Consider the following 12406-nt stretch of genomic DNA (forward strand, 5'->3'; position numbering starts at 1 on the left):
GTGAAATGGAATTTCGTAATCTGACGCCGTTTTCCACCCTGTGTTATTCGATGCTGGATAAACAGGATGTGGAGCACCGTGTGGTGGCCATGAAGGTGGAGTTTAGGCTGGAACGCGCCGCTGGTGATATTTTCAGCGTGTGCATTCAGGAAAACCCGGCGATGCCGTTGTGTATGCAGGATGAATACGCCGGTGAGCAGAGTCTTTCGCAGGTCTTACAGGAAAGCGATCTGTCCCCGTTCAAACCCCGCTGTGATGTTATTGTTAATGGTTCAGCGTATGCGCCCGGCGGTCTGCCCGTCCGGGAAATGTCCGTCAGCCTGCGTCTGCTGACAGCAGATCGCCAGATACTGCTGGATAAGCCGCTTCGGGTGAGCGGAGAGCGTTTTTTCGTCCGCCACCCGTTAACAGGCCAGTGGTCGTTGTCAGAGCCGGAGCCGTTCATCTCCCTGCCCCTGCATTATCAGTATGCTTTTGGCGGTGAGTGCCGTATTGATAAAGATAATGATGCGGCCGGACGGGTGCCGGATAAACACCGCCTTAACCCTGAACAACAGGCCGGACATCCGCAGCCGGATAACCCGCCAGTTGCCCATACGGCCTGCATCACGAACCCGTCGGGGCGGGGTTTTATTGAGCGCTGGTACGCGGACACTCTGCGGCAGTCGCAATTTCCTGCTCCGCGCATTACCGATCCCCGCCATCCTTTTACTCTGGATTCCTTTTTGCGTTGTCAGGATGGACAGGCCGATTTTGCGGCGGCGGCGTTTCAGCCAGCCGGATTTGGTTTTCTGGCGCAGAGCTGGCAGCCACGTCTGGCGCTGGCCGGAACATACGACAGGCACTGGCTGGAGACCCGGCATCCCGGCTTACCGGCGGATTTTGATTTCAGCCACTGGAACGGTGCGCCGGAGGAACAGCAAATTCCTTACCCGTCACCGGGGCTGCGTTTTGAGGTGCAGGGGATGCATCCTCATGGCGATATCGCCGTTCAGCTTCCGGCAGATAAGGCGGTTGTGCTGTTGCGTATGGACGATGGTTCGCTGGTTCCGCAGTGGATGGTGATGGATACCCTGATTCTGGATACGGAGAAAATGACGCTGGCCGTCACCTGGCGTTACCACATCAACATCAGTGCGCCGGTGCGGGTAATGGAAGCGCGCTATATCACGGAAACGTCGCAGGAGGGATAGGGAATGGCTGATAATGTCGCGGCCAGGCAGGCCACAGGCTGGATTGTCGTCTGTACAACACCGGATGTCTGTAAAACCCCGATGGGCTCCTCAACGCCTCCGGTTCCCTACCGGGTGACGGCGCAAATGGCCGATGCTGTTCAGGTGGTCCCCACTGTGAATGCCAATGGTAAACCGCTTGTCGTGCTGACGCAAAGTTTTATCCCGAAAACCGATGGCGATGAGCCGGGCGTGGCGAAAGGGGTGCAAAGCGGCACGGTGGCCGATATGTGTGAGCCGCTGGAGCACAGCAGCAGCGTCAAAGCGGGCGGTTATTGTACGCTGCGGCATGATGACCAGTTTTACATGAATAATAAAAACACGGTGGGAAAAATCGTCGGACAGACGCCGTCTGCCAGTAAATCAGCGTCAGATTCGAATCCGGAAGTGGTGCCGGAAACACCGGAGGAAAAGGGGTTCTGGAAAACGCTGGCTGACTCGCTTAATCAGGAAACGGACTCCAGAGTGGCGGCTACCAGAAATCTCAAGGACGTTCTTGTGAATTCGCCACCCGCCATACCTCCACCCAAAGGGCTGGCCAATTTTTCCATTCTTGCAGCAGTGACAAACCCGCAAATTCCTTCTGATGTGTTCCGTAAAATAGCAGCAAACGGTGGGCCAGAAGAACAGGCAGTGTTTGACCGTGTATATGATAAATATGGTGGGGCCCTTACGGCATTGAGCAGTGTAGGGTTAATGTACGTCTCGGGCGGAGGGGCGGCCGGATTAAAAAGCATGGCCTCGGCTGAAGCCGGATTAAAGGGACCGGCCTTAGCTGAAGGAAGGGGATTGATCAACATGGAAACGAGGCTGACAGATGAAGGTGCCTCGCTGATAGACTACAGTAAGGTGAGGCCGGAAGGCGGCGTGATTGTAACCGGAGAAGGCGCAGAACTGACTGCCGCAAAAACGGTGCCGCCGAACACAATCACTGAACCGGGTATGCAGGTCAGACAGAACCCAGCAGTAAAACCAGGGAATGAAGGGACAGGGCAGACGGCTGAAAATGTGAGTTCAGCAGGAGAGCCGGTCGATATGGTCACCGGTGATTTCCTCCAGCACCTGTCCGTCCTCACTGTTCCCGGTACGCTCCCCCTCACGTTGACCCGCCTTTACCGCTCCCGCACTGACGCCAGCGGCCTGTTCGGCGCAAAATGGACGGACGAGTGGTCGCGTTTTCTCGAACTGGACGCCGGAAAAATCCATTTCACCGACCATGAAGGCGTCACGCTGACCTACACCATTCCGGATAACGGCCTGCTGGTGGATGGGGTGAACAGTCGCGTCAGCAGCTATGTGCTCTCCGGCGATATCCGTGGTGAACTGTCGGTGTTCGACCGCCGCTCACAGCAGTACCTGATTTTTGGTGAGAAGCAGGGGCCACTGCGCCGCCTGTCCGCCATTCGCGACGGCTACAGCAACACCGCGACATTTGTTTACCAGGATGAACGGCTGGTACAGGTCACACACAGCGACGGGTATGTACTGGACGTGGACTGGCGGAACGGACAACTGGCGTCCATCACCCTCGCCATGCAGGAGAAAACGCAGCGCCTGGTCACCTGCTGCTACGATGAGCAGGGAATGCTGGCGGAGTGCGACTCCTTCCAGTTTGCCCACTGCTGGCACCGCTATAACGCCGAAGGCCGGATGGTGTTCTGGCGGGATGAAGATGGCACACAGGTGGATTTATGCTATGACGCACAGGGTCGCGTGACGGAGACGAAGACCCCGGAAGGGTATTACAACGACCGGTTTATTTATAACGACGCGGAGCGGCAGAACAGCTATGTGGATGCAGAAGGCGGCCGGACGGACTACCGGTACAACGAAGACGGTCTGACGGTACGCCGCACTGACCCGCTGGGGCGGGAGACGCTGACTGAATGGGAGAACAGCCGCCGAAAAACCGTGATCGATGCGCTGGGCCGCATCACTGCGTGGGAATACAACCGCTACGGGGACATCACCCGGCTGTCGATGCCGGGTGGCGTGGTGCTGCATTACCGCTATGACGATAACGGCAATCTTATTCGCTTTCAGGGGCCGGGCAACAAAATCTGGCAGTTTGATTATGACGAACACGGCGGACTGCACTGCGTCACGGACCCGCAGGGACGGCAGAGTCGCCGCCTGTACGGCGACCACGGCGAACTGTTGCAGCAGGTGTTGCCGGACGGTGAGGCCTGGCACTACGGTTACGACCCGCTACACCGGCTGAACCGGGTGACAGACCCGCGCGAGGGCGAGACGCAACTGGCGCAGGACATGCTGGGCCGCCTGCTGTCGGTGCGTGACCCGCTGAACCAGGAGACGACGTGGCAGCACAGCACGCAGCACGCCAGCCCCGGCGGCAGCGTGACGAAAATCACCCTGCCGGACGGTGTGGAGCAGCGGCAGGATTATGGCGCGGGCAAAAAGGTGTCCAGCGTGACGGACGGGGAAGGGAGAACCACACGCCATGAATACGGCAGTTTTGACCTGCTGACGGCGGTGGTGCTCCCGGACGGGCAGCGTTACCGTTTTGCGTATGACGGTCTGCTGCGGCTGAAACAGGTGACAAACGCGGAAGGGAAAACCTGGCAGTATGACTATGACGCCGCCGGGCAGGTTATCCGGGAGACTGATTTCAGCGGCAGAACCCTGGCGTATGAATACGACGCCGCCGGACGGCGGGTCTGTACCCGATACCCGGACGACCACCTTATCCGCTGGTATTACGACGACGGCGACCGGCCTCTCCGGCGGCAGGTGTTCCGGCTGCGGGACGGGGCTGAGAAGCCGGTCAGCAGTACGGAATACGGTTATGACAGTGAATACCGTCTGGTACGGGCGACATCGCCGGATGCGGTGGTGGAATTTGAATATGACGCGGACGGCCAGGTCATCGCGGAGACGCTCAACGGTCGCCGGGTGGAGCAGGAGTACGACGCGCTCAGCGGCAGGCCGGTCACCTGGCGGCTGGATGGGGTGGCGGTGCGCTTTGTACACGGTCCGGGAGGTGTCCTGAACGAATGGCAGGTAAACGGCCATGCGCCGCTGCGGCTGACGCATGACGCAGCGGGGAGGGAGACCGGGCGGCGGAGTGAGGCGGGGTTCATGTCCGGGCAGCGGCACGGCGCGACGGGTAACCTGGAGGCGCAGTGGGCCGGACGGCTGGCAGCGGAGTCTCCTCACCCGCCGCAGGCAGTATCACGGCATATGGAATATGACCGGGTGTATAACGTGACGCACATCGCGGACGGGCGGTGGGGAGAGACGGATTACCGCTATGACGTGAACGACCAGATAACGTGTGCGGAAGGTGGCGTGAGGACGCTGCCGCGCGAGGAAACGTTCAGCTATGACTCGAACCTGAATATACGGCAGTACGGGCAGACGCCCAATAACCACTTTGAGGGGATGACGTTCACGGAATATGAGCAGCATTCAGGGCGGGTGATAAAGCGGGGAGAGAACATTTACCGCTATGACGGGTGCGGGAGACTGGAGGAGAAAACGGTCCTGACAGATGGTTTTCGTCCGCAGCGGTGGCGCTACCGGTGGGACGTACAGGGGCAGCTTTCGTCACTTATCACACCGGAAGGAGAATGCTGGACATACTGCTATGATGCCTTTGGCCGCCGGATAAGCAAGCGGCGGCAGGGTACGACAAAAGGGATAGCGGGTTATGATTACCAGTGGAGCGGGGACCAACTGGTGGCGGAAACGCCGGTGTATGCGGACGGGGGAGCGGCCAGCGGGGAGAGCGTGTACTGGCTGTACGAGCCAGGGGCGCTGACGCCGGGGGCGAGGTACGAAAAAGGGCAACTGCATTATGTGGTCAGGGACCATATGGGCACCCCGCGCGAGCTGCTGACAGAAAGCGGTGAGGTGGTGTGGGCGCAGAAGCTGAGCGTGTGGGGGAGGTCGGAGCGTTACCGATTCGGCGGCTGGAATGCGGCGAATGATGAGAGTGGTCCGGGCTGTCCGTGGCGGTTCGCGGGGCAGTGGGAGGATGAGGAGTCGGGGCTGTACTATAACCGGTTCAGGTACTATGATAGTGAGGCGGTGCAGTATCTGACGCCGGACCCGATAGGGCTACGTGGGGGGATAAACAGTTACGCGTATGTACCGAATCCACTGAAATACATAGATCCGTTGGGATTATGTAAAACAGAGATAAATAATGATGGTCCATTATTGCCTGATTCAGCATGGCACAAGAATGCGCCCCATCAAGTAACACCAGGTACAAGAGAATTGGAATATTATAAATTTAATCCTGATACAGGTGAACTTGAATACTCCACTGTTAAGTATGATCAATATGGCAGGCAGATCCAACGTACCGATTATACTAATCATGGGTATGGTAATCCGTCGGCTCCAGATTATCATTCTAATCCTCATGTGCATGAGTATGAATATGGTCCTGGATATAGTCCAAAAGGGAAACAAACCAGAACTAATACAGGGGGGAATTGACCATGAATATCAATAAGCTAAATCACGTACTAATAAATAGCAATATATTAAAGATGATGCATATAGATATTGATCCTATCACCATGAAATATAATGTATTATTTTCATTAAGTGATAATGAAGATGTCGTCGATGAAGTATCTTTTTATTTTTATGATGTCAGTAATATGAGAATGGAAGATATAGGTGGTGGATTAACTCAATTCATGCATCTTAAAATATCAGTGATTGATGTTTCAAATGATCGTAATAAATATAAGCTAGAAGATGTTGAAGATTTTAAAATATCATTTGAATTTAATTCTGTTGATCTCCTGAAATAAATACTTTTAGTAAAGAGTCGGGAAAGATCCTCTTGCAGGGCAAGATCATCAGAAGTATGTTTTTTGTACTAATAAATCAGCATTTTTTGTTTAAAAATTAAGCTAATCCTTATTCAGTGCAACTGTTCTTCTGACTTTACATATGATCAAATATCTCCTGAAAAATAAGGAGAACAGATTATGAATCTTGAAAAATTAATGGCACATATTTCAATTGTCCCTGATTACAGACAACCTTGGAAAGTAGAGCATAAATTATCAGACATTCTGCTTTTGACAATCTGCGCTGTCATTTATGGTGCTGAGGGTTGGGAAGATATCCAGGATTTTGGCGAGGCCCATATAGAATTTTTAAAAGGATATGGTGATTTTGAAAATGGCATTCCGGTTCATGATACCATTGCCAGAGTTATATCTTGCATAAGTCCTAAAAAATTCCATGAATGTTTTATTAACTGGATGCGAGATTGTCACTCTTCAGATGATGGTGATATTATTGCTATTGATGGAAAAACACTTCGACATTCTTACGATAAAAGCTGTCGCCGGGGGGCGATTCATGTAATAAGTGCGTTTTCCACAATGAATGGCCTTGTACTGGGACAGATAAAAACCAATGAGAAATCGAATGAGATTACTGCAATACCAGAACTGCTTAACATGCTTGATATCAAAGGGAAACTGATTACAACGGATGCAATGGGATGCCAGAAAGATATTGCTGAAAAGATACGTCATCAGGAAGGTGACTATTTATTTTCAGTAAAAGGTAATCAGGGACGATTACAAAAAGCATTTGAAGAAAAATTTCCGTTAAAAGAACTAAATAATCCAAAGTATGACAGTTATGCCACAACCGAAAAGGGACATGGAAGAGAAGAAACCCGGTCTCATATTGTCAGCGATGTTCCTGATGAGTTAATTGATTTTACATTTGAATGGAAGGGTTTAAAAAAACTATGTGTGGTGGTATCTTTTCGTTAAGAGAAAGATAGCGGAAAGAAAGAACCAGAAATGCTGGTGAGATATTATATAAGCTCAGCGGATTTAACAGCAGAGAAATTTGCCAGTGCGATGAGAAGTCATTGGGATGTGGAAAATAAATTGCACTGGCGTTTAGACGTGGCGATGAATGAAGATGATTGCAGAATAAGAAGAGGAAATGCAGCAGAATTATTTTCTGGCATAAGACATATAACGGTAAATATTTTGACGGAAAACAAGGAATTCAAAGCAGGGCTGAGAAGAAAGATGAGAAGAGCGGCGATGGACAGAGAGTACCTCGCGTCAGTCCTTGCGGGGTGCGGGGTTTCGTAATCTTGCCCTGACTGCAGGCTCTCCCCGTAACCACCATCCTTATCCTACTGATTTCTCAGCTGGATACCGGAATGAAAAATATCCCTTTACCTCTTCCTGCTCTCGTTATTTTTGATGACGCACTCCACTATGTCCTCCTTAAATTCCTTTCGCTAAACTGCGCAACTGATCCTTCCCGCAGCCCTTGATATTTTGACTTGCTGGCGATATTCATGGTGTAGCGTCCTGCTGTTGCCGCTGGCAAAGACACTGCATCAGGAACTGCTGATCTGCGATGTGCTCCATGCCGATGAAACCCCGCTGACAGTGTTGAATCCAAAGACTTAAAAAGCGGAGCGACAGCTCCTCTGGGGTTATGTCAGCGGAGAGTCCACCGGCTCCGTATTGGCACTGTTAGATTACTGATAGCGGTTCACCAGATCTTTCACCATTGACGCATAGGTTCTTTGCCTGAGCTGCGAAATCTGCTGTTCTGTAGTTGCCTCTGCGGAATTTTTTTTCCCCGGCTGCGGTGGAAGTACTGTATTCTCATAGTTGAGTGGCGACCAGGTGGCCCATTCGCCCGTAGCCACGTCCACCAAGGTGAAACGCACCAGATAACGCAAGGATACGCTGTCGGTCAGTTTTTCATTTTTAAAATCTGACCAGACGGTGTTTTTTGTCATGGCGTCATATTTGCCAGACTGCAACGTATCCTGATAAACGACAATGGCTTTCTGATGTCCTTTCGCGGCAACATAGCGCAGCGCCTGCATCCAGTTCATATTTTCGGCAGTAGCAATGTCCTGATTTCCGTCTTTAATTTTGTCTTTACTGCAGGTCACAGTCTTTTGTCTGTCCGGGATGCCAGAGAACGTCGCAACAGTATAATACTTGCTCATTTCCTGCTGCATGATCATTTCCGGTGCGCGATTGCCAGACTGGACCAGGATGACAGCGGAGTTCAGCGGTACGCTGAATTTCTCACCCTCCAGTGCCGCCTGGATATCTTCTTCTGAAACAGCAAGTGTGGTCTCGTTGCCAAAGATATCTTTATCTGTTAACTGGTTGGAATCATTTTTACTGATGCCACTCTCCTTTATGGAAACATACTTTTTCTTTGCGTCAATTGGGGAGCGAACACAGCCACTCAATAAAAATATTGCTGCGCATAAATATATTATTGAACAGGTTTTCATATATTTTCCTGGAATGTATAATGGGAATCCATGCAATTATAAAACTCCGATTGTTATTATATCCTGTTATTGATAAATTCAGGAGGGTTGTTTTTATATTCATAGATCATATGAAATGATCTTATTTGATATTTATTGTTTATCTTTGATGTGTTTTGGGTTGATTCTATTAATCAGTTTTTATTTATCAGTGATGTTCCTGTGTGTATTAACTAACGATGATGTTGAGTTCCTCTGGAAGATAAAACAGGAGAATGTGATATGAGTTTTCTTCCTTATCATAGTAACAATTCCGTCATGCCTGCCTGGGTAACGATTGATGAAACCATTAATAGTATAAAAAGAAAGCAAATGAAGGAGTTTCAGACAGTGAGATATGGCGTTATGCGCTATATGGGAACCCTGCGTCGCACTGTGGAGTGCGGCTCTTCTTAAAATATGGCGGTGAGGCGGGGATTGACTCGCTTCGCTCGCCCTGCGGGTAGATTCCTCGCGGGCTCGTCATCTGTCCAACTGGCTGCGCCAGTTGTCGAACCCCGGTCGGAGCTTCTCATCCCCCCCGCTGGCGTGCAATATGCAAAAAAAAGCCCGTACTTGCGTACGAGCTCTTCTTAAAATATGGCGGTGAGGCGGGGATTCGAACCCCGGATACGTTGCCGTATACACACTTTCCAGGCGTGCTCCTTCAGCCACTCGGACACCTCACCATATTGTTGTTCCAGTGCTGCTGGAACGGGCGCTAATTTAGGGAAATACCGCCCCGGCGTCAATCAACTTTTTGAAAAAAACGTGCATTTACACAAACTTCAAACAATCTGCAGCTAAAATAAGCGGGAATTGTTTTTTTTGCCAGCATCCTAAAATTTGCTACTCTGAGGTTCCCTCGAAAAATGATGATAATAAGTGCGAGAAAGTTCCGCATAGCAATGCTCAGGAGACAAAATGGATATAATTTTTTATCACCCAACATTCGATACAACCTGGTGGATTAATGCGCTGGCAAAAGCAATACCTGGCGCGAACGTTCGTGAGTGGAAAGCGGGTGATAATGCGCATGCTGACTATGCGCTGGTTTGGCATCCGCCGGTTGAAATGCTCGCGGGGCGAAAATTAAAAGCCGTCTTTGCGCTGGGTGCGGGCGTCGATTCTATTCTCAGTAAACTAAAGGCTCACCCGGAAATGTTGGATACCTCGATCCCGCTTTTTCGTCTGGAAGATACGGGTATGGGCCTGCAAATGCAGGAATATGCGGTAAGTCAGGTGCTGCACTGGTTTCGTCGCTTTGATGATTACCAGGCATTAAAAAACCAGGCGAAATGGCAACCTTTACCAGAGTATACCCGCGATGAGTTCACCATCGGGATTATGGGGGCTGGGGTTTTAGGTGCGAAAGTTGCCGAGAGTTTACAGTCATGGGGGTTCCCGCTGCGCTGCTGGAGTCGCATGCGTAAATCCTGGCCTGGCGTGGAAAGCTTTGCTGGTACCGAAGAGCTGGGCGCGTTTTTGAGCCAAACTCGCGTGCTTATCAACCTTCTACCCAATACGGCAGAAACCGTGGGCATCATTAACGCAGGTTTACTCAGCCAGTTACAGGATGGCGCTTATGTGCTGAACCTGGCGCGCGGCGTTCATCTCAATGAAGACGATCTTCTGGCATCGCTGGACAGCGGAAAGGTGAAAGGCGCCATGCTGGATGTCTATAGCCGTGAACCGCTGCCGGAAACCAGCCCGCTATGGAAACATCCGCGAGTGGCGATGACGCCGCACATTGCTGCTGTTACCCGTCCGGCGGAAGCGGTGGATTATATCTCCCGTACGATTTTGAGTCTGGAAAGTGGCAAAGCCGTTACGGGTCAGGTCGATCGCGTACGGGGATACTAATGCCAACCCGGCAAGTGCCGGGTTTCCGCTAATAAATGGCGGCGATACCTGCTATCCTTGACGGAAAATGACTACAGGAGAGAGTTATGTATCCCGTTGACCTGCATATGCATACCGTCGCCAGCACCCACGCCTACAGCACCTTAAGTGATTACATCGCTGAAGCCCGTCGCAAAGGCATCAAGCTGTTTGCCATTACCGATCATGGACCGGACATGGCGGATGCGCCTCACCACTGGCACTTTATTAATATGCGCATTTGGCCTCGAATCGTGGACGGCGTAGGGATCCTGCGCGGAATTGAAGCGAATATTAAAAATATTGAAGGTGAAATTGACTGCTCAGGTCCGATGTTTACTTCCCTGGATTTGATTATCGCAGGCTTTCATGAGCCGGTTTTCGCTCCACACGATAAAGACACAAATACGCAGGCGATGATAGCCACCATGGCCAGTGGCAACGTACATATCATCAGCCATCCGGGTAACCCCAAATATCCCGTCGATATCACTGCGATTGCTCAGGCCGCGGCAAAATATCAGGTTGCGTTGGAAATCAACAACTCTTCTTTTTTGCATTCGCGTAAGGGCAGTGAGGACAATTGCCGCGCGGTTGCTGCGGCTGTGCGTGATGCTGGCGGCTGGGTCGCGTTAGGGTCAGATTCACATACCGCTTTCACATTAGGAGATTTCGGTGAATGCCGTAAAATTCTGGATGATGTGAATTTCCCGGAAGACCGAATTTTAAACGTTACGCCAAAACGCCTGCTGACGTTTCTGGAATCGCGAGGCATGGAGCCGATCGCGGAATTTGCTGAACTGTAATTGTTACTAACTGGAATATATCAATGAACGAGTTTTCTATCCTGTGTCGTGTACTGGGCTCGCTGTTTTACCGCCAACCTCAGGACCCTATACTGGTTCCTCTGTTTACCCTGATTAGCGAAGGTAAACTTTCCGCCAACTGGCCGCTGGAACAGGACGAACTGTTGGCTCGTCTGCAGAAGAGTTGCGATATGCCTCAGTTGGCTGCGGATTACAACGCGTTGTTTGTGGGAGACGATTGTGCGGTGCCGCCTTATCGTAGCGCCTGGGTAGAAGGGGCGAATGAATCGGATGTGCGTGCATTCCTTTCTGCCCGGGGAATGCCGCTGGCAGATACGCCGGCAGATCATATAGGCACGCTGTTGCTGGCGGCTTCATGGCTTGAAGATCAGTCTGCGGAAGATGAAAGCGAAGCGCTTGAAACCTTGTTTGTGGACTACCTGTTACCCTGGTGCGGCACGTTTCTGGGCAAAGTTGAAGCGCATGCGAATACGCTATTCTGGCGTACTATAGCGGCTCTGACGCGCGATGCGATTGGTGCGATGTGGGACGAATTGCAGGAAGAGACAGATGAATAAATGTGATTTTAATCACATTAAACTGCAACTCAATTTATCAACTTGCATAAAATGTGTGCGCGATCGCATTCTCATGCCGTTTTTCTGCTAAGATGCGCGGCATGAATATACTTCTCTCAATTGCAATCACAACGGGCATTCTCTCCGGGATCTGGGGATGGGTGGCCGTTTCTCTCGGTTTACTCAGCTGGGCTGGTTTTCTGGGCTGCACAGCCTACTTTGCCTGTCCGCAAGGTGGGTTGAAAGGGCTGTGGATCTCGGCGTGTACGCTGCTAAGCGGTGTTGTGTGGGCGTTGGTGATTATTAACGGCAGTGCGCTTGCCCCACATATGGATATTGTTGGCTATGTCATGACGGGAATTGTCGCGTTTATGATGTGTATACAGGCAAAGCAATGGTTGCTTTCATTTGTGCCGGGCACATTTATTGGTGCTTGTGCAACGTTTGCAGGGCAGGGAGACTGGCGACTGGTCGTGCCATCTTTGGCGTTGGGCCTGGTATTCGGCTATGCGATGAAAAATAGCGGATTGTGGCTGGCGTCACGCCGTGAAAGTCGGATATCGCCGACGTTGACCAATAAATAAATATCCTCCGGCATAGCCGGAG

The 12406-nt window shown here is 51.4% G+C and carries 9 protein-coding genes, 1 tRNA gene and 1 pseudogene; 9 read left to right on the forward strand and 2 right to left on the reverse strand.

The window, feature by feature from the left end:
- Positions 1-5: 5 nt before the first annotated feature.
- The 4 genes and pseudogenes from FDX04_RS14410 (at position 6) to FDX04_RS14425 (ending at position 7339) form a co-directional block, all read left to right on the forward strand.
- On the forward strand, positions 6-1193 hold the full coding sequence (locus FDX04_RS14410; RefSeq protein ID WP_137371121.1) for a DUF2169 domain-containing protein: 1188 nt from the start codon (positions 6-8) through the stop codon (positions 1191-1193).
- Positions 1194-1196: 3 nt separating this feature from the next.
- Entirely contained in the window at positions 1197-5699 is a 4503-nt protein-coding gene (locus FDX04_RS14415) for a PAAR-like domain-containing protein (RefSeq protein WP_249935542.1), read from the forward strand.
- 2 nt (positions 5700-5701) lie between these two features.
- Positions 5702-6022 carry a hypothetical protein gene (locus FDX04_RS14420; protein ID WP_137361003.1) on the forward strand — a complete coding sequence of 107 codons (321 nt, stop codon included), beginning with the start codon at positions 5702-5704 and terminating at the stop codon, positions 6020-6022.
- Between the two features lie 180 nt (positions 6023-6202).
- A pseudogene (locus FDX04_RS14425) lies at positions 6203-7339 on the forward strand (ISAs1 family transposase).
- 398 nt (positions 7340-7737) lie between these two features.
- On the opposite strand, the gene FDX04_RS14435 reads toward FDX04_RS14425, so the two are convergent.
- Complete coding sequence (locus FDX04_RS14435) at positions 7738-8517, reverse strand: hypothetical protein (protein ID WP_137361004.1); 780 nt, start codon at positions 8515-8517, stop codon at positions 7738-7740.
- A gap of 261 nt (positions 8518-8778) precedes the next feature.
- Here FDX04_RS14435 and FDX04_RS24220 point away from each other — a divergent pair, with 261 nt between their 5' ends.
- Positions 8779-8952 carry a hypothetical protein gene (locus tag FDX04_RS24220; RefSeq protein WP_170972934.1) on the forward strand — a complete coding sequence of 58 codons (174 nt, stop codon included), beginning with the start codon at positions 8779-8781 and terminating at the stop codon, positions 8950-8952.
- 184 nt (positions 8953-9136) lie between these two features.
- Here the strand turns inward: FDX04_RS24220 and FDX04_RS14440 are convergent.
- A tRNA-Ser gene (locus tag FDX04_RS14440) sits at positions 9137-9224 on the reverse strand.
- 235 nt (positions 9225-9459) lie between these two features.
- On the opposite strand from FDX04_RS14440, the gene ghrA reads away from it, so the two are divergent.
- From ghrA to FDX04_RS14460, 4 genes are all read left to right on the forward strand, one after another.
- Positions 9460-10398 (forward strand): glyoxylate/hydroxypyruvate reductase GhrA, encoded by a 939-nt coding sequence (gene ghrA, locus FDX04_RS14445; RefSeq protein WP_137371122.1) that lies wholly within the window; start codon positions 9460-9462, stop codon positions 10396-10398.
- Positions 10399-10484: 86 nt separating this feature from the next.
- Positions 10485-11222: a phosphatase gene (locus FDX04_RS14450; RefSeq protein WP_042309259.1), complete on the forward strand. Its 738-nt coding sequence runs from the start codon at positions 10485-10487 to the stop codon at positions 11220-11222.
- Positions 11223-11245: 23 nt separating this feature from the next.
- Positions 11246-11800, forward strand: a complete 555-nt coding sequence (locus FDX04_RS14455; protein ID WP_137371123.1) for a molecular chaperone — start codon at positions 11246-11248, stop codon at positions 11798-11800.
- Between the two features lie 101 nt (positions 11801-11901).
- A complete protein-coding gene (locus FDX04_RS14460; protein ID WP_042309254.1) occupies positions 11902-12384 on the forward strand; it encodes a DUF1097 domain-containing protein in 483 nt (160 codons plus the stop codon).
- Positions 12385-12406: the final 22 nt, after the last annotated feature.

Source organism: Citrobacter sp. wls615, from assembly GCF_005281355.1.
Classification (GTDB): Bacteria; Pseudomonadota; Gammaproteobacteria; order Enterobacterales; family Enterobacteriaceae; genus Citrobacter; species Citrobacter werkmanii.

Excerpts from the sequence above, each read along its gene's own strand:
- FDX04_RS14415 (WP_249935542.1), top strand. The coding sequence starts at position 1,197 with ATGGCTGATAATGTCGCGGCCAGGCAGGCCACAGGCTGGATTGTCGTC.
- FDX04_RS24220 (WP_170972934.1), top strand. The coding sequence starts at position 8,779 with ATGAGTTTTCTTCCTTATCATAGTAACAATTCCGTCATGCCTGCCTGG.
- ghrA (WP_137371122.1), top strand. The coding sequence starts at position 9,460 with ATGGATATAATTTTTTATCACCCAACATTCGATACAACCTGGTGGATT.
- FDX04_RS14450 (WP_042309259.1), top strand. The coding sequence starts at position 10,485 with ATGTATCCCGTTGACCTGCATATGCATACCGTCGCCAGCACCCACGCC.
- FDX04_RS14460 (WP_042309254.1), top strand. The coding sequence starts at position 11,902 with ATGAATATACTTCTCTCAATTGCAATCACAACGGGCATTCTCTCCGGG.
- FDX04_RS14420 (WP_137361003.1), top strand. The coding sequence starts at position 5,702 with ATGAATATCAATAAGCTAAATCACGTACTAATAAATAGCAATATATTA.
- FDX04_RS14410 (WP_137371121.1), top strand. The coding sequence starts at position 6 with ATGGAATTTCGTAATCTGACGCCGTTTTCCACCCTGTGTTATTCGATG.
- FDX04_RS14455 (WP_137371123.1), top strand. The coding sequence starts at position 11,246 with ATGAACGAGTTTTCTATCCTGTGTCGTGTACTGGGCTCGCTGTTTTAC.
- FDX04_RS14435 (WP_137361004.1), bottom strand. The coding sequence starts at position 8,517 with ATGAAAACCTGTTCAATAATATATTTATGCGCAGCAATATTTTTATTG.